The 23,140-nt window shown below is 38.5% G+C and carries 27 protein-coding genes; 16 read left to right on the top strand and 11 right to left on the bottom strand.

From position 1 onward, the window contains the following. Positions 1 to 63: 63 nt before the first annotated feature. The 3 genes from ACHJH3_RS10610 to ACHJH3_RS10600 are packed head-to-tail and all read left to right on the top strand — an operon-like array spanning position 64 to position 2,722. Positions 64 to 699, top strand: coding sequence for a carbonic anhydrase (locus tag ACHJH3_RS10610; RefSeq protein WP_407064775.1), 636 nt, complete (start codon positions 64 to 66; stop codon positions 697 to 699). Further along, positions 696 to 2,573 (top strand): mechanosensitive ion channel family protein, encoded by a 1,878-nt coding sequence (locus ACHJH3_RS10605; RefSeq protein WP_407064774.1) that lies wholly within the window; start codon positions 696 to 698, stop codon positions 2,571 to 2,573. Before ACHJH3_RS10610 ends, ACHJH3_RS10605 begins: the two co-directional genes overlap by 4 nt. Beyond that, on the top strand, positions 2,570 to 2,722 hold the full coding sequence (locus ACHJH3_RS10600) for a hypothetical protein (RefSeq protein ID WP_169943098.1): 153 nt from the start codon (positions 2,570 to 2,572) through the stop codon (positions 2,720 to 2,722). Before ACHJH3_RS10605 ends, ACHJH3_RS10600 begins: the two co-directional genes overlap by 4 nt. A 250-nt stretch (positions 2,723 to 2,972) precedes the next feature. On the opposite strand, the gene ACHJH3_RS10595 is transcribed toward ACHJH3_RS10600, so the two are convergent. Genes ACHJH3_RS10595 through ACHJH3_RS10585 form a run of 3 tightly spaced genes read right to left on the bottom strand, consistent with a single transcriptional unit; the run spans position 2,973 to position 5,819 of the window. Beyond that, on the bottom strand, positions 2,973 to 4,256 hold the full coding sequence (locus ACHJH3_RS10595) for a TRAP transporter large permease (RefSeq protein ID WP_407064773.1): 1,284 nt from the start codon (positions 4,254 to 4,256) through the stop codon (positions 2,973 to 2,975). A 9-nt stretch (positions 4,257 to 4,265) separates the two neighbouring features. Then, positions 4,266 to 4,811, bottom strand: a complete 546-nt coding sequence (locus ACHJH3_RS10590) for a TRAP transporter small permease (RefSeq protein ID WP_172201924.1) — start codon at positions 4,809 to 4,811, stop codon at positions 4,266 to 4,268. 9 nt (positions 4,812 to 4,820) lie between these two features. Continuing rightward, positions 4,821 to 5,819 carry a DctP family TRAP transporter solute-binding subunit gene (locus ACHJH3_RS10585; RefSeq protein WP_407064772.1) on the bottom strand — a complete coding sequence of 333 codons (999 nt, stop codon included), beginning with the start codon at positions 5,817 to 5,819 and terminating at the stop codon, positions 4,821 to 4,823. Between the two features lie 329 nt (positions 5,820 to 6,148). Here ACHJH3_RS10585 and sodB point away from each other — a divergent pair, with 329 nt between their 5' ends. The 4 genes from sodB to ACHJH3_RS10565 all read left to right on the top strand — a co-directional run bounded on the left by sodB (position 6,149) and on the right by ACHJH3_RS10565 (position 8,905). Further along, positions 6,149 to 6,796, top strand: coding sequence for a superoxide dismutase [Fe] (sodB, locus tag ACHJH3_RS10580; protein WP_169943168.1), 648 nt, complete (start codon positions 6,149 to 6,151; stop codon positions 6,794 to 6,796). A gap of 112 nt (positions 6,797 to 6,908) precedes the next feature. Then, the gene (locus ACHJH3_RS10575) at positions 6,909 to 7,835 is read left to right on the top strand and encodes an aminodeoxychorismate synthase component I (RefSeq protein ID WP_407064771.1); all 927 of its coding nucleotides are present in this window, start codon (positions 6,909 to 6,911) and stop codon (positions 7,833 to 7,835) included. Continuing rightward, the gene (locus tag ACHJH3_RS10570) at positions 7,801 to 8,382 is read left to right on the top strand and encodes an aminotransferase class IV (RefSeq protein WP_407064770.1); all 582 of its coding nucleotides are present in this window, start codon (positions 7,801 to 7,803) and stop codon (positions 8,380 to 8,382) included. The genes ACHJH3_RS10575 and ACHJH3_RS10570 overlap by 35 nt, the downstream gene beginning before the upstream one ends. 166 nt (positions 8,383 to 8,548) lie before the next feature. Next, positions 8,549 to 8,905 (top strand): hypothetical protein, encoded by a 357-nt coding sequence (locus tag ACHJH3_RS10565; RefSeq protein WP_407064769.1) that lies wholly within the window; start codon positions 8,549 to 8,551, stop codon positions 8,903 to 8,905. 54 nt (positions 8,906 to 8,959) lie between these two features. Here ACHJH3_RS10565 and ACHJH3_RS10560 read toward each other — a convergent pair whose 3' ends face one another. Continuing rightward, on the bottom strand, positions 8,960 to 9,403 hold the full coding sequence (locus ACHJH3_RS10560; RefSeq protein ID WP_407064768.1) for a copper resistance protein CopD: 444 nt from the start codon (positions 9,401 to 9,403) through the stop codon (positions 8,960 to 8,962). Between the two features lie 456 nt (positions 9,404 to 9,859). On the opposite strand from ACHJH3_RS10560, the gene ACHJH3_RS10555 reads away from it, so the two are divergent. Together ACHJH3_RS10555 and ACHJH3_RS10550 are read left to right on the top strand one after the other, a co-directional pair. After that, positions 9,860 to 11,953, top strand: coding sequence for a ribonucleoside triphosphate reductase (locus ACHJH3_RS10555; RefSeq protein ID WP_407064767.1), 2,094 nt, complete (start codon positions 9,860 to 9,862; stop codon positions 11,951 to 11,953). 143 nt (positions 11,954 to 12,096) lie between these two features. Next, a complete protein-coding gene (locus tag ACHJH3_RS10550; RefSeq protein ID WP_407064766.1) occupies positions 12,097 to 13,437 on the top strand; it encodes an FAD-dependent oxidoreductase in 1,341 nt (446 codons plus the stop codon). Between the two features lie 13 nt (positions 13,438 to 13,450). On the opposite strand, the gene ACHJH3_RS10545 is transcribed toward ACHJH3_RS10550, so the two are convergent. The 4 genes from ACHJH3_RS10545 to ACHJH3_RS10530 form a co-directional block, all read right to left on the bottom strand. Next, a complete protein-coding gene (locus ACHJH3_RS10545) occupies positions 13,451 to 13,597 on the bottom strand; it encodes a hypothetical protein (protein WP_407064765.1) in 147 nt (48 codons plus the stop codon). A 183-nt stretch (positions 13,598 to 13,780) separates the two neighbouring features. Then, positions 13,781 to 14,101 carry a hypothetical protein gene (locus tag ACHJH3_RS10540; protein WP_407064764.1) on the bottom strand — a complete coding sequence of 107 codons (321 nt, stop codon included), beginning with the start codon at positions 14,099 to 14,101 and terminating at the stop codon, positions 13,781 to 13,783. A gap of 201 nt (positions 14,102 to 14,302) precedes the next feature. Continuing rightward, positions 14,303 to 15,112, bottom strand: a complete 810-nt coding sequence (locus tag ACHJH3_RS10535; RefSeq protein ID WP_407064763.1) for a M48 family metallopeptidase — start codon at positions 15,110 to 15,112, stop codon at positions 14,303 to 14,305. A gap of 61 nt (positions 15,113 to 15,173) precedes the next feature. Then, a complete protein-coding gene (locus tag ACHJH3_RS10530; protein ID WP_173030362.1) occupies positions 15,174 to 16,154 on the bottom strand; it encodes a putative transporter in 981 nt (326 codons plus the stop codon). Positions 16,155 to 16,288: 134 nt separating this feature from the next. Between ACHJH3_RS10530 and ACHJH3_RS10525 the strand changes: the two genes are divergently transcribed. From ACHJH3_RS10525 to ACHJH3_RS10505, 5 genes are all read left to right on the top strand, one after another. Continuing rightward, positions 16,289 to 16,753, top strand: a complete 465-nt coding sequence (locus tag ACHJH3_RS10525) for a DUF411 domain-containing protein (RefSeq protein ID WP_407064762.1) — start codon at positions 16,289 to 16,291, stop codon at positions 16,751 to 16,753. Between the two features lie 159 nt (positions 16,754 to 16,912). Next, the gene (locus ACHJH3_RS10520) at positions 16,913 to 17,125 is read left to right on the top strand and encodes a hypothetical protein (protein ID WP_407064761.1); all 213 of its coding nucleotides are present in this window, start codon (positions 16,913 to 16,915) and stop codon (positions 17,123 to 17,125) included. 130 nt (positions 17,126 to 17,255) lie between these two features. Next, the gene (locus tag ACHJH3_RS10515; RefSeq protein WP_407064760.1) at positions 17,256 to 18,578 is read left to right on the top strand and encodes a hemolysin family protein; all 1,323 of its coding nucleotides are present in this window, start codon (positions 17,256 to 17,258) and stop codon (positions 18,576 to 18,578) included. A gap of 94 nt (positions 18,579 to 18,672) precedes the next feature. Continuing rightward, entirely contained in the window at positions 18,673 to 19,254 is a 582-nt protein-coding gene (locus ACHJH3_RS10510; RefSeq protein WP_407064759.1) for a DUF4299 family protein, read from the top strand. 53 nt (positions 19,255 to 19,307) lie between these two features. After that, on the top strand, positions 19,308 to 20,102 hold the full coding sequence (locus ACHJH3_RS10505) for a DUF2314 domain-containing protein (RefSeq protein ID WP_407064758.1): 795 nt from the start codon (positions 19,308 to 19,310) through the stop codon (positions 20,100 to 20,102). An 80-nt stretch (positions 20,103 to 20,182) separates the two neighbouring features. On the opposite strand, the gene ACHJH3_RS10500 is transcribed toward ACHJH3_RS10505, so the two are convergent. The 3 genes from ACHJH3_RS10500 to ACHJH3_RS10490 all read right to left on the bottom strand — a co-directional run bounded on the left by ACHJH3_RS10500 (position 20,183) and on the right by ACHJH3_RS10490 (position 22,048). Continuing rightward, complete coding sequence (locus ACHJH3_RS10500; protein WP_169943154.1) at positions 20,183 to 21,238, bottom strand: TRAP transporter substrate-binding protein; 1,056 nt, start codon at positions 21,236 to 21,238, stop codon at positions 20,183 to 20,185. A gap of 110 nt (positions 21,239 to 21,348) precedes the next feature. Further along, on the bottom strand, positions 21,349 to 21,822 hold the full coding sequence (locus ACHJH3_RS10495) for a cysteine permease (protein WP_407064757.1): 474 nt from the start codon (positions 21,820 to 21,822) through the stop codon (positions 21,349 to 21,351). Beyond that, positions 21,797 to 22,048 carry a DUF2798 domain-containing protein gene (locus tag ACHJH3_RS10490; protein WP_407064756.1) on the bottom strand — a complete coding sequence of 84 codons (252 nt, stop codon included), beginning with the start codon at positions 22,046 to 22,048 and terminating at the stop codon, positions 21,797 to 21,799. Before ACHJH3_RS10490 ends, ACHJH3_RS10495 begins: the two co-directional genes overlap by 26 nt. A 102-nt stretch (positions 22,049 to 22,150) precedes the next feature. Here ACHJH3_RS10490 and ACHJH3_RS10485 point away from each other — a divergent pair, with 102 nt between their 5' ends. Beyond that, the gene (locus ACHJH3_RS10485; RefSeq protein ID WP_169943151.1) at positions 22,151 to 22,441 is read left to right on the top strand and encodes a hypothetical protein; all 291 of its coding nucleotides are present in this window, start codon (positions 22,151 to 22,153) and stop codon (positions 22,439 to 22,441) included. Between the two features lie 62 nt (positions 22,442 to 22,503). Further along, positions 22,504 to 22,881 (top strand): RidA family protein, encoded by a 378-nt coding sequence (locus tag ACHJH3_RS10480; protein WP_407064755.1) that lies wholly within the window; start codon positions 22,504 to 22,506, stop codon positions 22,879 to 22,881. Positions 22,882 to 23,140 lie beyond the last annotated feature (259 nt).

Raw genomic sequence — 23,140 nt, 5'->3', positions numbered from 1 at the left:
CCGTTAACCAACCTTGAGAGCGTTTTTGATATAATTTAAAAAAAATAAAATTTCGGAGTAGCGATGGAGGCACTTTTAGACGGCGCTGTTAAATTCATGGAAGAGGGCTTTTTAGAGCACAAAGAGCTGTTTGAAAGTCTTGGACAAAAGCAAATTCCACATACTCTTTTTGTAGGCTGTATCGACTCGCGAGTGGTGCCAAATTTGATCACAAATACAATGCCCGGCGATCTTGTCGTGGTGCGAAATATCGCAAATATAATTCCTCCTTACAGAACCAGTCAGGAGTATCTAGCTACAACTTCGGCTATCGAGTATGCCTTGCAAACGCTAAATGTCGAAAACGTCATAATCTGCGGACACAGCAACTGCGGAGGATGTGCAGCACTTTATCTTGACGAGGGTAAATTTAAAAATACGCCAAACGTGAAAAGATGGCTAAATTTGCTTGATCCGATTAAAAAGAGAGTCGAAGGGTTTTTGCCTGATCCTAAAGATAGCGCAAGGAGAGAGTGGCTAACAGAGAGATTAAATGTCATAAATTCTTATGAAAATTTGCTTACTTATCCTGATGTAAAAGCAAAATTTAGAGACGGAAGTCTTAAAATTTATGTGTGGCACTACATCATAGAGACGGGCGAAATTTATAACTATAACGTAGTTTCAAAGAGTTTTAGATTACTTGGAGTTGATAGATGAAAAAGATGATTTTGGCTATTTTTAGTTTTATTATCCTGCCTTTAAATTTGATCGCAGTAGAGCTTGATGATGTCGATATAGTCGTTATCGTAAGGCAGATCGACAAGATAAATAATCAAATAGCCTTAGTAAAGGCTCAAGCAACCGATAAAAACGAAACCGCCGATGCAAATAGTCTTTTTAAAGGAATTTTAGTAAAGAAAAATCAGCTTTTGGATCAAATTCCGTCCCTTTTAATGCAAGCTAAAGTAGGCAAAGATGAGATAGATAAATTCAAACAAGAAAAATCAAATCTCGAAAGCAGGGTAAAAAGACTAAAAAATAGTAGTAATAAACGTATGTATATCCAAAACGCCATTGAGCTTCAAAAGATGAATATAGATGAGATTTTTTATAGCTCGGTGCTTGGACTAGAAAAGCTTTTTAACGAAAGAGCCAAACCCGCGAAAGTAAAAACTTTCATAGAAGAGACGCTGCTAAACCTTCAAACCACATCCTACGCAAACACAAAGGAGATAAGAGAGGGGATAGACCCCGCCTTAACAGAGGAATTTATAGGTGCTTTTGAGGGGCTAGAGCTTCATAGAAAAACTTTTGAGGAAATTTTAGTCTATCTTAAAGATAATGCTGATTTAATGAGCTCAAATTACGTTTTTTCAGAGCTAAATTTGCGAGTCGCCATTGATTTTGTAAATGAGAAAATTCCTTTTAAAATAGACGGTGTAAATTTCGGAAAAATAATCATAATATTATTTGTATTTATATTTTTTATCTCTTTTACTAGGATATTATCAAAGATCACCTATCTTTTTATGATCAAAATGTATCCTAAGGGAAATCAAGAGGAAGAGACCAAAGATAGGGTTATCAACATCATAAAGCGACCGATGCTTTTCATGCTTACTATGCATGCGATTGAAATTTGCTTGGCGATATTTTATTATCCTGCGCCGGTTCCGCTTAAATTTGCAAATTATTCATCAATAGTCTTTATCTTTTCGACAGCTTGGCTGATACTTGGCATGCTTAACGGCTATGGCATAGTCTTTATCAGCGAGATAACCAAAAAAAGCGGACGCAAAGAGGTTATAAATCTGATCCTTAAGATAATTTATTTTATTATCGTCGTAATAGCGCTTTTAGCCATACTAAGCCGCCTTGGCTTTAACGTAAGTGCGATCATAGCATCTCTTGGTATCGGCGGTCTTGCGGTCGCTTTAGCAGCTAAAGATATACTTGCGAATTTCTTTGCTTCGGTCATGCTTTTGTTTGACAATTCTTTTTCGCAAGGAGACTGGATAGTGTGCGGAGATATCGAAGGAACGGTGGTTGAGATAGGACTTAGAAAAACGACAGTTAGGACATTTGATAATGCGCTTATCTTTGTGCCGAATTTAAAGCTTGCTAGCGATCCGATTAGAAACTGGAGCAGGCGTCGTTTGGGTAGGCGAATCAGAATGAATGTGGGACTTGAATACGGTGCGACTTCGGCTCAGGTGAAAAAATGTGCAGACGATATAAGAAATATGCTTTTAAACCATCCGGCTATAGCAAAACCTGAAGATCTTGCGTCAAAAAGCACGCATTTTTCATCAAGATTTAGGCAAAATATAGTTTCGGTAGATGACCTTGCAGGCTATAAGACAAATTTGTTTGTAGTGGTTGATGAATTTGCCGATAGCAGTATAAATATTATGATATATTGCTTTTCTAAGACAATTATTTGGGGCGATTTCTTGGCGGTTAAGCAAGATGTGATGCTAAAAATCATGGATATAGTCGAGGCGAACGGACTTAGCTTTGCATTCCCTAGCCAAAGCGTATATCTTGAAAATTTAAAAGACATAGATAAAACACTAAAGGAGTTATCATGATGGGTGATGAATTTGAATACGAAGATGAAGAGATAGAGGATTATGCCGAATACGACGATGAGAGCGACGCTAACGGCTATAATTACAACTACGACGAAAACGACTATAGCTATGAGGACGAAGATGAAGAAGATAGCTACGAGATGTAGCTTGAGGTTTGTCTTTGCCTAATTTAACCGCTTTAAATTTTATCGTTTAAAAGGCTAAATTTATGCTTGCAGTAGAGTTTAAATTTACGCCTTTTTCTTTATATCGATAGCTTTAAAATTTCCTATAAGGCTTTAAATCGTTTAATATCCGCACTAAATTTCACTTATATAAATTTGCTAATAATCTTTGCTTTAATATCATAAAAAGATAAGAGGGGTAGGTCGGATATATTTTCCGACCTAGTAAATTTTAATTTCCATACATCAAATTCGGAAGCCAGAGTGAAATTTCCGGGATGTATGTGATAAGTATAAGTCCTATAAATAGTGTAAGCGTCCAAGGCAAGCAAGCCATGATGACATCTTTTAGATTCATGCCCGTTAGTCCGCTTGCGACAAATAAGTTAAGCCCGACAGGCGGCGTTATCATGCCTATCTCCATGTTTACGATCAGCACGATACCAAAGTGGATCGGATCTATGCCAAGCTGAAGCGCGATAGGAAGCAACAGCGGAACCATGATCATAACCACGCTTGAAGGCTCCATAAACTGACCCATGATGAAAAGGATAATGTTTACAAAGATTAAAAATCCGATTTTGCCGATGTTTGCACCAAGTATAGCGTCTGCTATGGCTTGCGGAATTTGCTCGCTTGTAAGCAAGTAGGCAAACACAACTGCGTTTGTGATGATAAAAAATATCATCGCTGTAGTCATCGCAGAGTCAAGGCAGATACTCCAAAGATCTTTTATCTTAATATCCCTATAAACAAAAAGCGAGATAAACAGCGCATATACGGCACTTGCAGCTGCAGCTTCGGTAGGAGTAAAGATTCCTCCGTAAATTCCGCCGATTACGACAACTATGATAAGTAGAGCCCAAAACGCTTTGCTAAATTTTTTGATTCTCTCGCCCATAGGCTCAGGAGTGCCCGCTGTAAATCCAAGTCTCTTTGCCCCAAAATAGGTTTGTGCTAGCATCATAGCTCCAAGAAGCATACCCGGGATAACACCAGCCATAAATAGCTTGCCGATACTTACTTCAGCCGTTACACCATAAACGATCATAACAACCGAAGGCGGTATTAGAATTCCCAAAGAGCCGGCAGTTGCGATACCGCCAACCGCATAAGAAGGCGGATAGCCTGCCTCTTTTATCGCAGCAAACATAATGGAGCCGATAGCAACAACCGTAGCAGGAGAACTTCCGCTAACTGCGGCAAAAATTATACAAGCAAATATCGCACTCATAGGAAGTCCGCCGGGGAGGTGTCCTACCATAGACTTTGCAAAATCTATAATTCTTCTAGCCGAGCCACCCTTGCTTAGCAAATTTCCCGCTAAGATAAACATAGGAATCGCCATTAGAGAGAATTTGTTGATACCGTCAAATATAAGCTGAGGTATAGTTGCCACATCAAGATCGGTAAAAAACAGCATCGTAAGAACGGTGCTTGCTCCAAGAGAGATAGCTACGGGAACGCCGATAAGCATAAGTCCAAATAGACATATAAATAAAAATGCTATAGTCATCGCTTGTCCTTACTTATCTACGCTTACGGTGTCTTTTATCATCTCTGCTTCGGCATTTCTGATAACTTTGTCCGCAGGAGTCTTTGATATCTCTATGATCTTTTCGCCGGCTCTATAGCTGGCTCCTAAAAACGCTATAGGAAGCACTAGCATAGGTATCCACTGAGGCATATTTAAATCCACGCTCATAAATTCAAGCTCATGTAAAATTTGTAGATACTGAATGCTGTAAACCACTATAAAAAGTAAAAAAGCCGTAGTTAAAATGCTTGAAAATACAAGATATATCTTTGCTAGTTGAGGAGGAAATTTCTCTATAAGAATAGTAACTGATATGTGTATGCCCTTTTTAAACCCGTATGCCGCGGCAAAAAAAGCAGACCATATAAATAGATAATTAGTGGCCTCTCCCGCCCAGGAAAAGCCACTATTAAACACATATCGCATTACGACGTTAACAAAGGCAAGCAGCGTCCCAGCTACTATGCCTACCACGGCTATCGTCTTGTTTACAGAAGCGATGCCGATATCTAAAATTTCAAAGAATCTCTGCATTACAAGAGCCTATTTTGTATTTATAGTTTTTTCGATTAGGTCTTGTCCTATGACTTTATAGAAATTCGGATAAATTCCTTTCATAGCCTCCGCCCATTTAGCCTTTTGAGCTTCATCAAGCTTTAAAATCTCAAGTTTTTTAGTTTCGCTTGCGTATTTTTCAAGCATCTCAACTATGTGCGCATCTTCTTTGGCGGTTTCTTCGCGCTCATAAGCAGTAGCCTCTGTCATTGCCTGATTTACGTGTTTTTTCATATCTTCAGGTAGGCTCTTCCAGAATTTCTCGCTGATTACTACTAGATATCCCAAGTATCCGTGAGATGAAAGAGTAAGTGAGCTTTGAACCTCATGGAATTTTGAGTTATAGAAGTTTGAAAGCGGGTTTTCTGTCGCATCTACAACTCTTTGTTGAAGTGCTGAATAAACTTCTGAAAACGGCAATACTTGCGGGTTTCCGCCAACTACTTTAAACTGCTCTTCAAGAACTTTTGAGCTTTGGATTCTAAATTTCTGTCCGCTTGCGTCTGTTGGTTCAACGATAGCTTTTTTGCTTGAGCTAAAATGCTTAAATCCCGCATCCCAGTAATCAAGCGCCACAAAGCCTTTTTTGGTAACTAGATCTTTTAAAGCTTTGCCGACTTCACCGTCTTGAACTTTGTGAAGGTGTGCTTCGTCTTTGAATATAAACGGTAGGTCAAACAGCTGAAACTGCGGAACTATAGGCGTAAATTTAGAAAAGCTTGGAGCCGCCATTTGAACGTTGCCTAGTTTAAGTGCGCCAAATACACGGTCATCATCGATTAGCTGAGCGGAAGGGAAAACTTGAACTTTGATAGCTCCCTTGCTAAGCTCTTCAACACGTTTAGCAAAGAAGTCCGCCGCCTTACCTTTTGGGGTGGTAGGGGCTACAACGTGAGCAAATTTTATAGTATAAACCTTTTGAGCTGCAAAAGCGCTGCCCGCAAGCGCACAAGTTAAGAAAAGTGCGGAGAGAAGTTTAAGTTTCATTTTGAATCCTTAGTGTAAAATTTGATTCACTACAAATTATTTATAGCTAAGTGAAATTATAAAATACAAAAATTACATTTTGGCAATTTTGTTTCGATAATTCCCAAAAATTTATTTTAATATGAGTAAAAATGTAACAAAAATCTTTTATAGAACGATTACAAGCTTTAAATTTAATATTTAAAATTTATTAAAATTTTAGAAAAGTGTTACAAAAATACACTAAAAACGAAACTTAGAAAATAATACTAATTTTATCCTATTAACAATTTAATTACTTTTTTATCTTATAATTCGTTCAAATTTCATTATAAAAAAGGAGATAGACCATGTTTAATCTTAGAAAATTACCATTTGATCCCGCATCAAACGCAATCGTTAGCAGCGACACCTGTAGCTACCACTACGGCAAGCACCACCAAGCTTACGTTACAAATTTAAATAACCTCGTAAAAGGCACCGAATTTGAAAAAGCCGGGCTTTATGATATCTTGATGAAAAGCTCAGGCGGTATCTTTAACAACGCCGCGCAGGTTTATAATCACGACTTTTATTGGGATTGCATTGCGCGCAAAAGCGAAATGAGCGCAGAGCTTAAAGCTCGCCTTGAAAAAGATATCCCAAATTTCAAAGAGGAGTTTTTAAAAGCCGCTACGACGCTATTTGGTTCAGGCTGGGCGTGGTTGGTTTATAATCCAAACTCAGACAAGCTTGAGATAGTTCAGACTTCAAACGCTGCAACACCTCCTACGACAGGTCTTGTGCCGCTTCTTGTTGTGGACGTTTGGGAGCATGCTTACTATATCGATCATAAAAACGCTCGCCCTGCGTATTTGGAGAGATTTTATGAAAATATCAACTGGGACTTCGTCTCCGTAGCTTACGAGTGGGCTCTTAAAGAGGGTCTTGGCTCGGTTAAATTTTACATTAACGACATCCATCCTGCAACTTGCGGAAGCGGTTGCGGCTGCAGATAATTATTTAAAAGCCCTAAAAGGGCTTTTAACTACTTTTAAATTTTTCTATTTTCAAAATCTATTTTTAAAACTTCGCTATTATTTGCTTTGAAATTCACACAAGGCTATAAATTTGCTTAAAGATATAAAAGATAGATTAAATTCCGTTAAAGACTCCCCTTTTGTCGCTCTTCTTAGCTATGATACTCCTGAATTTGATATAGTTTGTTCGCCTGAGGAATTACATAAATTCGGTATCAAATTTAAACTAAATGCCAAAAATGATAATAAAATCAAATACGAACTGCAAAAATTTCCGATCGAATTTAGCGAGTATAAAGCCAGATTTGACAAAGTATCGTCTTATCTTAAAAGCGGCGAGATCAGTCTTTTAAATTTGTGTTTTAGGACTAGGATAAAGACAAATTTGAGTATGGATGAAATTTACGCTCACGCAAACGCAAAAGCGCTCATTTACAAAAAAGATGACTTCATATGTTTTACGCCCGAGCCCTTTATAAGGATTGAAAACGGGCGTATCGACACCTATCCGATGAAGGGAACTATCGATGCTAGTTTGCCAAACGCAAGAGAAATTTTGCTAAATGACGAAAAAGAAATTAGCGAGCAAAGAGCTATGGTAAAGCTTATGCAAGATGAGCTTTTAGGTATCTGCGATGAGGTTAGGCTTGAGAAATTTCGCTTTATCGAGCAGGTTGGATCGCTTTATCAGACAAGTTCGCATATCAGCGCTAAACTGCGCGAAAATTTGGGCTTTGGAGATGTGTTTGAAGCGCTTTTGCCGGCCGGTTCTATCGCAGGAGCTCCAAAGCAAAAAGCACTTGATGTGATCAAAGAGTGCGAGCTAAACCCGCGCGGATTTTATACGGGAATTTTTATCTATTTTGACGGGCGAGTTTTGCAAAGCTTTGTGCTTATAAGATTTGTAAAATGCGAAAATGATGGGCTTTATTTCTATAGCGGTGGCGGAATTACTGCTCAAAGTGAAGCTAAAAGGGAGTATGATGAACTCTTGGCAAAAGCCAATTTTCCTATTTGAAACGATTAAAATTTTGGGCTTTACGCCGCAGAATTTAAAATTTCACGAGCGCCGCATTAGTGATTCACTTGAGGGCGTAAAAGCAAAATTTGACCTAAATAAGCTTTTAAATTCGCCGTTTGACGGAGTCGTTAGAGCAAAAGTGATTTATGATACAAGCGGAAATCTTGTCGATACGCAGTATTTTCCTTATGAAATGCGCGAATTTAGAGAATTTAAACTTGTTGATATTAAATTTGACTACTCTAAAAAATTTCTTGATAGAAGCGATATCGATACCGCAAAATGCAAATTTGAAGAGATTATCATGATAAAAAACAACTTTGCAACCGATACAAGTATCGCAAATTTAGCGATTTTTGAAGATGGCTGGATAACGCCTGAAGCCCCTCTTTTAAAAGGAACTACAAGAGCAAGACTGCTTGAAGAAGGCTTTTTAAAAGAAGATGATATAAGCGTGCAAAGGCTTTTAAATGCTAAAAAATTTGCCGTGATGAACGCTATGATAGGGTTTTGCGAGGTTAAAGAGTTTAAATTTATACTTTGATAAAATTTGAGCGTTTTGGCGCGCTTTTACCATTAAAATTTAATAGCAAATAAATTTAATTAATTCTCAATCAAATTAAATAAAAGACACATCTATAAAAACTTAAAATAATATAAATTTACTTTTCTATGCTAATCTTGCGTAATATTTTTAAAAAGGACAAGAAATGAAAAAAATTCTAATTTCATCTTTGACTGCTGTTGCTCTTCTGAGCGGTTGTGCATCTACTGCAACAAAGCAAAATTTACCTGTTGAAGCGAATGTTGTAACAGTAAAAACTATTGAATTTACAAGTCTGGACAACACGGGGTATAAAGTTATCGTATTCTCGGCGGATGATTTTGAAACAGCTGTTTTAACAGATACTAAAGGCAATAAATTTAAGCTAAAAGCCGCACCTGCAGGAAGCGGAACAAGACTAATAAGCGATGATGGAGTAGAGATACACTTCAAAAAAGGCGAGGCTGTAATGGTTCCGGCAAAAGGTCAAAAAGAGGTATTTTTAAAATATAACGAAGAGTAAAATTATGGGGTCATAAGACCCCTTCTTTTAAATTTTACTTTTAACCCCTAAACCTCAAACCACAAACATTACCTTTGCAAAAAGCACTATAAAAAATCCAAGCACAAAAGCAATCTTGTGCAAATTCTCTTTCATAAATTTAAACGGCTCCAGCCCCATGGCATTCATTGATAAATTTAGTATCACGCCAAATCCTATGACAAAAGCTAAAATGACCTTTATCATGAAAATTTGCTGAAGTGGAGTTTGAAAATACCCGCCGGCTTTACTTCCGACCCAAGTACTCATCATAGCGCCTCCTGTGATAAACAGACCGAGTAGGCAAAACGGCATGATTTTGATCGCTTTTGAGCCTATTGCTTGCTTGGTTTGCTTAAAATTTTCACCGAGCTTTGATTTAAGAGAGTTAAATATCACGACATCAAAAAAGATGTAGCCTAAGAATATGATTGCAAAAAATAGATGTAAAATTTTCATATACGGGTAGATTGTAGCCATTAAGTATCCTTTGAAATTTTTCTTAATTTTAGATAAAAATTGTCTGATTTGTAATGACATATATCAATGAAAATGCCCTGATAAATTAAATCCTCGACCATAAATTTTTATTCAAAGACTTTACGCTAGTGAAAATGGCTTGATTTGGAATTTAAATTAGGTTACAGGCGATTTAGGAGCTAAATTTAAGAAAATTTGCTAAATATGTTTAAAAATAAATATTAATATTTATTTTTAAGATTAAATAGGAGCATAATTATCAAATTTTGCTATAAACAAGTGATAATTTAATAAAAATTTAAAGCTTAAAAAATTGTCATTTTTATGTTATAAATGATAATCTGTTATCAAAAATAAAATAAATTTCATCTCTAATATTAAAGTTTAAGCCAGATTTTCTTATACTTTCAATTTAATTAAATTCTAGCATACAAATTCGGTGTAAAAAGGGTGATTATGAAGCAAATTTTAAAGCGCGACGGCACAAGGCAAGAGTACCTTCCTTATAAAATTCAAGATGCGATCAAAAAGGCTTTTGAGAGCGAAAGTAAGGAGTATGACGATAAAATTTTCGCCTATGTGATGCAAGATGTCGCGCAAAAAGATTTGATCACCGTTGAAGATGTGCAGGACTACATCGAAAAAGCCCTTTTTGAAGCAGGACACTTTGACGTGATGAAGAGCTTCATGCTTTATCGCCATACGCATAAAATGCAGCGCGAGCAAATTTTAGGACTTAACGAAGACACCACTTACATAAATTCAACCCAAACGATAAATGAGTATATAAACGGCACGGATTGGCGAATTTCGGCTAATTCAAACACAAGTTATTCAAACGCAGGACTTATAAACAACACCGCAGGCAAGGTCATCGCAAACTACTGGCTTGACGCGATTTATTCAAAAGAAGAGGGTATAGCGCATAGAAACGGCGATTATCACATCCACGACCTAGACTGCCTTACGGGGTATTGTGCTGGCTGGTCGCTTAGAGCGCTTCTTAATGAAGGCTTTAACGGAGTTCGCGGTAGAGTTGAAAGTAGGGCTCCTAAGCACTTTCGTGAAGCTCTTAGCCAGATGGCGAATTTCTTAGGAATTTTACAAAGCGAATGGGCGGGAGCGCAAGCGTTTAGCAGTTTTGACACCTATCTTGCGCCTTATGTTTTTAAAGATAAATTAAGCGATACGGAGATAAAAAAGGCGATTACAAGCTTTATTTTTAATCTAAACGTCCCTGCCAGATGGGGTCAAAGCCCATTTACTAACGTAACTATAGATATCACTTGTCCAAGCGATCTGAAGGATCAAATTCCAACTTCGACTGATATACATTTGTTTTCAAATTTAGATGATGAGGAGCTTAACAAGCTTGCAAAAGAGCGCGGATTTAATAAACTTACGGATATGACTTACGGGGCGTTTGAGCCTGAAATGGCGCGTATCGATAAGGCGTTTTATGAAATTTTAACTACGGGCGACAAGTGCTCGCAGCCCTTTACCTTCCCCATCCCTACGGTAAATATCACGGAAGATTTTAACTGGGATAGCGAAGTGGCTCAAATTTTGTTTGAAAATACTGCGAAAATGGGCTCAAGCTACTTTCAAAATTTCATCGGTTCTCAGTATAAAACCGATGAAAACGGCAACCGCGTTCCAAACGAAAGTGCTTATAAGCCAGGACACGTTCGCTCGATGTGCTGTCGCTTGCAGCTTGATCTAAGAGAGCTTTTGAAGCGTGGCGGAGGGCTATTTGGAAGTGCTGAGATGACGGGCTCAATAGGCGTAGTTACTATAAATTTAGCCCGCCTCGGGTATCTTTATAAAGGCGATAAAAAGGGGCTTTATACAAGGCTTGAATATCTGCTAAATTTAGCCAAATCAACCCTTGAAAAGAAGCGCAAATTTATCCAAGAGATGTATGATCGCGGACTTTATCCATACACGGCTCGCTATTTAAAGCACTTTAACAACCACTTTAGCACTATCGGCATTAACGGAATGAATGAGCTTTTAAGAAATTTTACAAACGACAAAGAGGATGTTTCTACGGAATTCGGACGAGAATTTGCTCTTGAGATGGTTGAGTATCTGCGCTCTAAAATTAGGCAGTTTCAAGAAAGCACGGGAAATCTTTATAACCTTGAAGCAACTCCTGCGGAAGGCACTACATATCGATTTGCCAAAGAAGACAAGAAGCGCTATCCTGATATCTTGCAAGCAGGCATGGATGAAAATATCTACTACACCAACTCAACTCAGCTTCCTGCAAATTTCACAGATGATGCTTTCGAGGCGCTTGATCTGCAAGATGAGCTTCAAAGCGCTTACACGGGCGGAACGGTCTTTCACCTTTATATGAAGGAGCGCATCAGCTCGCCTGAAGCGTGCAAGGATCTGGTGCGCGGCATCGTAAATAACTATCGCTTGCCGTATATCACGATCACGCCTGTATTTAGCGTCTGCTCAAAGCACGGATATATCGCGGGCGAGCATGAGTATTGTCCGATTTGCGATGAGGAGCTGATGAGGCAACTTCAAAAAGCTTAAATTTCTAAAATTTGCGCTTTTGTCTATGCTAAATTTGAGCCTTTCAAGCGAACCCAAATTGCTTTTATAAGTGATATTTAACGATAAAATAAAATTTTAAGAATTATCTGGCACAATTCGTCTAAATTTTCATGGAGTAAGTCGTGTCAAATTACTATGATGTTTTGGTTGTGGGTGGAGGAATTTCAGGGACGGCTCTGTTTTACGAGCTTGCGCGTTATACGGATATAGGGCGTATGGCGCTTTTAGAGAAGTATCCCGCTTGCGCGACTCTAAATTCAAAAGGCACGAGCAACTCGCAGACTATTCACTGCGGCGACATAGAGACTAATTATACTTTCCAAAAAGCAAAAACCGTCAAAAAATCAGCCGATATGATTGTAAGATACGGCCTTATGCACGGCTATGAAAACAAATTTATGTTCGCGCATCAAAAAATGGTTATCGCAGTAGGCGAAACCGAATGTGAAGCGATAAAAGACAGGTTTGATAAATTTAAAGAGCTTTATACTTCGCTTGAAATTTTCGATAAAGAAATGCTAAAGAAAATCGAGCCTTTGGTAGTGCAGGGCATGGACGGAGATGACCGAAAAGAGCGGATCTTAGCCATGGGGGTAACCGGCGGCGAGTATACGACTGTTGATTTTGAACAGATGTCAAATAGCCTTATAAAACACGCAAAAGAAGAAAATAAGACCACCGATGTGTTTTTTGACGCTTGGGTGAGTAGTATCAAAAAGCAAGGCGATAGGTATCTCGTTCAAACTCGCGACGGACGCAAATTTAGCGCAAATTACGTGGTTGTAAATGCCGGTGCGCATTCGCTTTATCTTGCTCACATGATGGGACTTGGGCTTGAATTTAGCTGTTTGCCTATCGCGGGAAGCTTTTACATGAGCAAAAAGCGGCTGTTAAGAGGCAAGGTATATACCGTGCAAAATCCAAAACTCCCATTTGCCGCTATCCACGGCGATCCTGATATCCTAGCCGATGGGCTTACGAGATTTGGTCCTACGGCTCTTGTGCTGCCTAAACTTGAGCGCTACCGAGGAAATTCGACGGTTGTTGATTTTGTAAGGAGCTTGCGACTTGATTCAAGTGTGATGAGTGTGCTTACGGGGCTTTTTAAAGATGGCGATATAAGAGAGTATGTGATGAGAAATTTCGCCTATGAAGTGCCTATGATAAATAAAATTTTATTTGTAAAAGCGGCAAGAAAGATCGTGCCTTCGCTTAAAAGCAATGATGTTTATTATGCTAGAAATTTTGGCGGAGTTCGCCCGCAAGTGATTGATAAAAAGAGCAAAGAGCTGATGCTTGGCGAGGCCAGCATAAACACAGGAGATGGGATTATCTTTAATATGACGCCAAGCCCGGGAGCTACAAGTTGTCTAGCAAATGCTTGCAGAGACGCTAAAAGAGTGTGCGAATTTTTAGGCAATAAATTTGACGAGGACAGATTTAACTTTGAGCTTGTAGGCTAAATTAAAAGCGAATTTAGACTGCCGGCGGATAGATGTTTAGCTTGTTTTTATCAAATTCGCAAAAGTGTCCGAGTAAGAAAATTTCAAAACGACTCTTTAAAAAATCCTTTTGAGGCTTGTATTTAAGCGCAGGATAGAGTAGGTGGTTTGCCAGCAGCAAATCTCCGGTAACCGATCTATAAGCCTCTTTTAAAACCCAAGCTTTTTCTTCAGTAAATTCCGCTTCATTTAGCCATTTGGTTATGGCTTTGTATATCAGCTCTTCTAAAACAGGCTCAAAAACCGCCTCTCTTTGCTCTTTAATTTCGATTTTACGGACATTTTTAAGCGCTTTAAGAAGCTCTTAATCTCGCATAAAATGGGCAAATTCTTTAATGTCCTCTATATGAGCCTTGCCAAGCGCCGTAAGTCTTGCTTTGTCGCTTGAAGGAGGAGGTGAAAATATCGGGCTAAATCCCGCCTTGATCCAATCATTCGCTTTTGCTTTATTTGCTTCATAAAGCTGCATAATTCTATCTTGTAGCTCCTTGCCGCAATTTAACGGCTCAAATACTTTATGCACGCCATCTCCGCATGGTAAAAATTCATCAAAAAGCCCGTAAAAGCAAGCGCTTAGATCTCTTAAATCGCCCGAGTAGATGTTGATTTGTATTAAATTTGCCAAATACTTTGCGTAATCAAGCTTGGTTATTTTATCCTCTATTGTCGGCTAAATTTCAAAGAAATATCTTCATAAAATAAATATGCACCGAATTCAGCGCTTTTAAAACGAGTAAATATGTAAATCAATCCTGTAAAATAGTAAAAAGAATTTTAATTAAAATTTACCTAGAGCAAGCGGTACACATAAATCCGCTTGCAAATTTTAATTAGCCTTTTGCGCTGCCAGATATAGAGGCTCTACTTTTTTAGCTATCTCTTTTAGGTCTTTTATACGGCTTGCGTTTGAAGGGTGAGTGCTTAGGATTTCAGGTACCGAGTCTCCTGATTTTTTAGACATCTTTTCCCATACCGTTACCGCTTCGTGCGGATCATATCCCGCTCTTGCCATTAGCTCTGTGCCGATGTGATCGGCTTCGGTTTCATGACTTCGTGAAAAAGGCAGGCTTATGGTGTATTGGGTAGCTAAATTTATAAGCCCCGTTGCCGTATCGCCAAGCCCTGCTGCGGTTGAAACGGCAAAAATTCCTATATTTTTGAGCTGATCCGTGCTTGCCTGCTCGCGACTATGCTCTCTTAGTGCGTGAGCTATCTCGTGACCCATGACTGCCGCTATCTGCGCATCGGTTAAGGATAAATTTTTGATAAGCCCGCTATAAACGGCGATCTTACCTCCTGGCATACACCATGCGTTTAGCGTGTTTGAATTGATAACATTTACTTGCCAGTCCCATTTAAGCGCATCTTCACGAAAAGCTCCCACTTGTGCTATCAGGCGCTTACCGATAGCTTGAACGCGTTTAGTAAGCACGGGATCTATATTTAGCGCTTTTTCTTGTCTTGCGGACTGAAGCGTTTTGGCATAGGCTAAATTTGCACTTTGATTCATCGTCTCAGAGCTTATCAAAAACAGCTGCCTTCTATCGGCTCCAACCGCACCGGCACCTGTTGAGCTTACGAAGCAGCCCGCTAAAAATATCATAGTAAGAACAAGAGGAAGTATAAATTTTTTCATCTTTTCATCCTTAAATTTAGGTTATGAAATTTCAAAAATTATACTAAATTTTCTTAAATTTCTACTCCCAGCCGACTTTTTTATAGTTGATATTGTGCTCAAATTCTTTTAGACGTTTGTGAATGGAACGAAGCTCCGTTATGGTCTTCCAGTTGCTGATGAAAACACCAAAGCTTGATCTAACTTGCGCAAAGGCGTTATTTACCTGAACCAAAACTCCAAGCGTGATAAGCCCTGTAAATAGCCCTCCGCCCATTATGAGATATGGAACTATGGTTAAAATTTGATAGTAGGAGTAAAGCCAAGTATTAAAGTATCCGTAGTGTAAAAACAGTCTTGAGTAGTTAAATTTAAGCCCTGTAAATAGCTCAACTATCGTAGCGGGATGAGCGTAATTTACTTTGTTATCCTCCGCTAAAACAAGCTCTTTTCTAAATGCGGCTTCGACTTTTTGGTTGTTGTATTCAAGCCCCGGAAGTTTGATGCCTACAATCCAAGAGATGATAAGTCCGCCCACGCTGATAAGTAAAGCTATCCACACAAGAGAGCCCGGGATGTCTTTGATGTAGGGTAAATTTACTTTACTGCTAAGTCCCCAAAGTATCGGGATAAAGGCGATTAGAGTCATTATGGAATCCAAGATATCAACTCCAAGATCCTCCATGATCTTTGCAAATCTATAAGTATCTTCTTGCATACGTTGTGAGCTTCCTTCTACGTCTTTTTCGACCTTTCTCCAGTAGTTAAGATAGCTAAAAGTCATCGCCTCTCGCCAGCGAAATATCCAGTGGCTTGAAAAAAACGATATAAAAACCCGAAGCAATACATAAGGCATAGCCAGATATAAAAACAGCTTTATGCCGTCCCAAAATTCCTGCACATCGCGCTCTTTTGCATTTTGCAAGATGTCGTAAAAGTTTTTATACCAGTCGTTAAACTGTATGTTTAAGTAGGTTTGAATGATAAGAGATAGCGATATCAAAGTTACGCCGCCGTAAGCCCAAGCAGCCCATTTTTTGCTTTTAAAAAAAGATGAAAACACGATCTTGTCCCGATGTTGATATGGAATTTCAAAAGTGAAAGTATAGCAAAAAAGTTATGAGTTTAAATTTTAATATTAATCTTAAATTTATAACTTTTTCATAAAATTGCGCTATTTTTTAAGAAAGGATCGGGATGAAAAAGAGTAAAAATTTATTTTTGAGTTTGGCTGCGGTTTGCGCCTTTGCTTCAAGCTCCTTTGCGGGCGGCATGATAGAAGTGTATAAGTCGCCAAGTTGCGGCTGTTGCGGGCTTTGGGCCGACATAATGAAGCAAAACGGCTTTGAGGTAAAAGAGCATATGACCGAAGCTATCATCGAGCTAAAGGCTAAAAATAGCGTTCCGCTTGAGCTTTCAAGTTGCCATACGGGCGTGATAGACGGATATGTCGTAGAGGGGCACGTGCCTGCTGAAGATATAAAAGAGCTTTTGGCTAAAAAGCCTGCCGATGTTGTGGGAATTTCGGTTCCGGGTATGCCTCTTGGAAGCCCCGGGATGGAGCAAGGTGGCATAGTTGAGGACTATGACGTGATAGCTTTTAAAAAAGACGGCAGCTACGAAATTTTCTCAAGATATAAAAACGGCAAAAGGTTTAAATAGTCCTTCTTAAAAATTCGGCTCAAATTTAGAGCCGAATTTCTGCTTTTAAATTTCTATTCATTTATAAATTCCATTTAAATTTCATCGATTGCTTGGTGTGAAGTCAAAATTTAGCTTAAATTTACTACCATTTTAAAAGCTAAATTTAAGGAGGTTAATTTGTTTAGAATTGTCTTTGTTTTAGCCGTTGTTTTTGCTCTTGTGTGGGTTTATATGGGCGCGGATAATAAAACCGTTGCTAATTATAAAAACATGAGCAAAGAGCAGCTTGAAGCTCTTTGTCTTGATAAGCGCGATAAGACCGCGTGTCAAAAGATCGCTATTGATTTTATAAATATCTCCAAATCAAACAGCGGAGAGCCTAAATTCTAGTTTTAATTTAGTTCTCATAAAAGCCGAATTTGTCTTTTGATATAGGAGTAAAATACGAACTTTCGCTTGATTGAGATTTATTTGCTTTTTTGATATAATGCTGATTTATCTTAATTTCTAAGGATTTTAATTGCACCCCAGTAGCGATTCATATTTTATGATTTTACTCGCAGTTTTCTTTGTGCTTCTTAATGCTTTCTTTGTTTTATCAGAATTTGCCATCGTAAAAGTTCGCAAGAGCCGCCTAGAAGAGCTTATCAAAGATAAAGTTCCAAACGCAAAACTCGCTTACGAAATGTCAAACAAGCTTGATACATATCTAAGCGCGACTCAGCTTGGTATCACGCTTAGCTCGCTTGCACTCGGCTGGATAGGCGAGCCTGCTATAGCTAGGCTTATAGAAAAACCTATTCAAACATATTTTGACGTAAGCGACTTGGTGGTTCATACCGTTGCGTTTGCTATCGCATTTACTATCATTACGCTCTTTCACGTTGTGCTTGGCGAGCTTGTACCAAAGTCCATAGCAATCGCAAAAGCGGAGAAATCAACCCTTCTTGTTGCAAAGCCGCTTCATCTGTTTTGGGTTGTGTTTTCGCCTCTTATTAAGACTTTTGACTATCTTGCGTGGATATCTTTAAAAATGCTTGGCATAAAACCTGCCAAAGAGAGCGAGCTTGCGCACTCCGAAGAGGAGATAAAGATAATCGTAGGAGAGAGTTTAAAAGGTGGGGTACTGGATAGCTTTGAGACCGAGATCATCAAAAATGCGGTCGATTTTAGCGATACGGTAGCTAAAGAGATAATGACGCCTCGCCGCGATATGGTCTGCATAAATAAGCAAAAAAGCTACGAAGAGAATTTAAAAGTCGTGTTTGACTCGAAATTTACTCGCTATCCTTATATAGACGGAAGCAAGGACGTAATCCTTGGAATGATACATATTCGCGATATCCTGCAGATTGATCTTGTAGATAAGAAGCGAGATTTTGACGGTATAGTGCGCGAATTTGTAATCGTGCCTGAAAATTTATCTATCTCAAAAATTCTCGTTATGATGAATAAGCAACAAATTTCAGCAGCCTTGGTTGTCGATGAATACGGCGGTACGGCGGGACTTCTTACTATGGAAGATATTATGGAGGAAATTTTAGGCGACATCAACGACGAACATGATGAAGCAAGACCTCTTTATAAAAAGATAAACGAAAATATCTACGAATTTAACGGCAGATTTGACATCGAAAGCGTTGAAGAGCTTATGGGCATAAGCTTTGATGACGAGACCGAAGAGCTTACGATTGGCGGATATGTGTTTAATCTCATCGGAAGGCTTCCTGTAGTGGGGGATAGAGCGGAGGATGATAACTGCCACTACGAAGTGCGTAAAATGGACGGCACAAGTATATTGAGCGTGAAAGTCCGTAAGAAAATCGAAGAAGAAGATGATTAACAGCTTTAATTTATAGTTTTATATCGCATTCAAGCGGCTAAATTTGACCACCTAAAAGCCGCTTTAAAGCCTTAATTTTATTTAAGGAGCCAAAATGAGTGTTGTTTTTAAAATTAAAAACAAGAAGAAATTTTTCGGCTACGAAAGTGTTTTAAACGTTGCTCAGGCACTTGAAATTTTGCCAGGTTTAGAGCAGTTTAACTTCGATGAAAACGATCCGGAATTTAACAAGCAAAAATTTTATTCGTTTAAAATACCTAAAGACGGTTATCTGTTTTTGGGTATAAGAGGCGTGAGCGGACGCGGATTTGAGCTTAGGTATGACTCCAAAAGCAAGAGCTATGAGATCCGTATCTTAACTCCGAGCGCAAAGAGTGACTGGGAAACTGGACTTGAGTATATCTCAAATTTAGCTTTAAGGCTTGGCTCAAGCATTACAGCCGATATCAATGAAGAAATTTACGACTCTCAAAGCGTGCTTAAATTTGATTATCAAAAAGACATTTTATTTGGCTTAAAAGGCATACAAAGCGAGCTTGCAAACAGCGACGAAGAGAGTATAAATGAGGGCTTAATAAGGGTTTTTGCAATAAATTCAAAGATGATAGATGAGATATTATCCTCTAGCGATCCCGTGGCTAAATTTAGTAAGCTTATGGTTGAAAGTCAGTGCTAAAGCTTTAAAATCACGCACAAATTTGCAAAAAATATCAAAAATTAGGAGTTAAAGTGAGCTTCTTTAAGAAAATTTTCGGCAAGCAAAGACAAGAGGACACGGGCGAAAAGATGCCGATTTATTATGTAGATAGCGAGCAAGATGCGATGAGCAGGTCTTATCAGATGGCTCGCGATACATTTGGATATTTTTGGCGTGAGCTATACTGGGATCGCCGAAGGATAGTTCCGGGCGTTAGCGTCGCATGCGTGAAAGTATTATTTAAAGATGATGCTAACGGCGAAGAGATCGGCGAGCATATGTGGATCAACGATATAGAATTTGACGGTGAAAACGTGAGCGGAATTTTGGTAAATGAGCCAAATGACGTTAAAAACATAAAAAACGGCGATTTTGTGAAAGTGCCGCTAAGCGAGGTTAGCGACTGGTTGTTTGTGATTGACAACAAAAGCTACGGAGGCTTTAGCGTGCATGCTTTGCGTGCGAATATGAGCGATAAGGAACGCGCCGAGCATGACTTGGCTTGGGGGTTTGAATTTGGCGATTTTAACGATATTTTAGTCGCTTATGAGCAAAAAGAGTATCCTGAAAATTTGATCGAGCACCCGATGTGTAAAAACGTGATAGATCAAGTTAGAGAGTATATAACAAACAACCCAAGCATACTAAGCGATGTGGATGAGCTTGGATATACGCAGCTTCATCATGAGGCTATAGCCGGGAATTTGGGTGTTGTTGAGATTTTGCTTGAAAACGGCGCGGATAAAAATGCAAAGACAAATAGCGGCAAAACCGCGCTTGATTTTGCTAAGGCGTTAAAATGGGAGCACATAGCAAGAGTTTTATAAATTTACTACCGAGCTTGAATCTCGCTTTTTGGGCTATTTAAAAGCAAGTCGTCCGATAAGAGATATTATCGGACTATGAGTTATTTTTGCATATTTTTGATGTAGGTGTAGTCTGAAATTTCGGTCCATTTTCTACTAATCTTCATAAAATTTCTTCTTGATTCCAAAATCTCCTTAAACAGAGGATCTTTGGCCGAAAGCTCGTCTAAAATTTCATCCGTAGCCTTTTTAAGAGCGGCTATTATCTCAGGCGAAAAAGATGAAATTTTCACATCCGGATGCTCTTTTAGGATTTTTTGAAGGGCTAGGGAATTTTCATAATACGCAGCCTCCAAGACGTATGCAGCAACCGCTTTAGTGGCTGTTTCGACTATGCTTTGAAGATCTTTTGGCAGCTTCTCCCATAACTTTTTGTTGATGTAAAATTCATTTTCGCTGGCGGGCTCTTGCCATCCCGTGTAATAAAATTTAGCAATCTTTTCAAAGCCCAAATTTATATCTACGGCAGGACTTACCCACTCGACCGCATCTATGGTATTCATCTCAAGAGCCATATAAAGCTCTCCTATGGGAATTGTGTTTATGCTTACTCCAAGACGCGCCATTATCTCGCCGCCAAGCCCGGGAATTCGAACTTTTAGCCCTTTTAAATCGTCTATGCTTTTTATCTCTTTTTTAAACCAACCGCCCATTTGCATGCCGAAATTTCCGCCGTTAAAAGGGACGATATTGTGCTCGCCATATACTTTTTGAGCAAACTCCTTGCCTCCTGCGTGGCTATACCAAGCGTGCTGCTCTAATGCGTTCATATCAAAAGGAACGGTCGTAAATAGCATAAGCTTAGGATCTTTGCCTTTGTAAAAATATCCCGCAGTGTAGCCGATGTCGTATTGAGCGTTTTTAACCAGATCAAGTATGGCAAACTGCGCTTTGTGCTTGGACGGATAATCAATCCTTACTTCAATGCGACCGTTACTCATGGTTTCAACCATCTCTTTAAATTTCTTAGGAACTTCGCCTAAAACAGGGACGTTGCTCTCATAAGTCGTAGCAAATTTTAGCTTATAGGTCTTTTGGTCTCCGAGCAAAGAGCTAGCAAGTAGGGCCGTAAGCATAAAAGCGGCAAATTTCTTCATCATCTCTCCTTTAAGTTAGGGTTAAGTAGATTATACGAAATTTTATATTTCTTGCCGATTTTTATGAAAATTTATATATTTTAAAATATAAATTTGAGTAAATTTGTAATTTAGTAATATCCCAGGCACATAGCTTCGGTTAGCTTGATGCGCTTTTCAAGAGGTGCGGGAGAGAAGAAACTGCACTTTTCTATATAAATTCTATATCCGTAGTCAAGCCCCAGATCGTCGTAAAATTTCTTTAAATTTATGAATTTTATCCCGCAGATTTTTTTAAATTCAAAGAGCGAGTATAATTTGGAGTTGTTTTTTTTGACTAAATGTGAAGGCGCAAGCGTGGTAAGCGAGCAAAACGCGCTTGTTAAAACTAACCCGCTTAAGTCCGTGCAGTTTGGCAAAACGTGGCTAAATTTAGCAGGAATAGTCTTTTTGTGAAGAAAAACGGTGCGAGAATTTTCAAATTTGGCTGAAACCACGCCTTTCCAAAAGAGGTATGCGTTTGAAGAGACTCCCGCATTTAGAGCAAATTCCGCGCCCAAAACGTAATCATCTAAAAATTCATTTGGTGCCAGAGTTACTTTCATCGTTTGTTCTTATGAGGGATTTTGTAGCTTTAGCGGCTATGGGAGCTATGAATAAAACGCAAGGGTAAGCCACTACAAAAGCTTTCATCCAGCCTTCAAGCCAGATGAGAAAAAAGTTGTCTATAAGCCCTAAATTTATATATGTAAGCACGCCGGACATGATAAATGACATAGTAAAAGACATAAAAAATGCAAATATAAATCTATAATATTTCTGTGAAAACATATCTATCCTTATAATTAATGCGCGATTATATCAAATTTGGGCTTGTTTGTTTGGAAAGATGACTCAAAATAGTTATAATGCGGTGTAAATTTAGGAGAAATAGTGAGAGATTTTTTAGGCAAAAGCGTGCAAGCAAGCTATATAGGAGTCTTTGGAGCTCTTGGGGCTATAAAAGGAGAGATGAAATTTGGCGAAAATTCTATGAAATTTGCTCCTTTTAGCCAGAACTTGACCGAACTTGACATAAGATATGCGGAAATATCAAATTTAAGCTCAAAACGAGGCTTTATAACAGGAAAGTTAAACTTGGCTATCGAGATGAAAAATTCTCAAAGATATAAATTTAGCTTTGCGGACGATGAGGCGGTTTTGTTTATAAAAAGCCGAATTTAGGTTATTTGCGTGTCTTTTGCTAAGCTAGATAAAATATAAATTCTATAAATTTAGGAGAAATAATGAAAAAAATAATACATACGACAAACGCTCCTCAAGCGATAGGTCCTTATTCTCAAGCGGTTTTGGCAAATGGATTTTTATTTATCTCAGGACAGCTTGGCGTAAAACCAAACGGCGAATTTGCAGGAGTCAGCGTTGAAGAGCAGGCCGAGCAATCCATGAAAAATTTAGAGGCGATACTTCTTGAAGCGGGAATGAAATTTACAAATATCGTAAAAACCACGATATTTTTAGCCGATATGGATGATTTTGTAAAAGTAAATGAAATTTACAAGCGATATTTTAGCGGAAATTTTCCTGCAAGAAGCACTGTTGCCGTAAAGACGCTTCCAAAAAATGCTTTAGTTGAAATAGAAGCGATAGCCGTAAAAGAGTAAAATTGTTCTTTTGTTTGGAGGTAAAATTTCTAAATTTTTAAAATTTTACCTCCAGAACCCCATTATTTGCACATTTTTTAACCTCCCTTTAAGCTTTGCTCTTATATAATTCCAGCTCACGAATTAAGAAACCACCTTTAACTTCTTCTTTCAAGTTAATAAAGCTTTTTCTTTTTTATCGTTGTTCTCTAACTTAACATTGTTAAACTAATTAGTCAATCTTTGAAATCTAAACAAGTGATCGATTGAGCCAATTTAC

It is taken from the genome of Campylobacter canis, from assembly GCF_045504005.1.
GTDB classification, from domain to species: Bacteria; Campylobacterota; Campylobacteria; order Campylobacterales; family Campylobacteraceae; genus Campylobacter_A; species Campylobacter_A canis.
The sequence above is the reverse complement of the archived record's forward strand: the minus strand, read 5'-3'. Positions and strand labels throughout refer to the sequence as shown.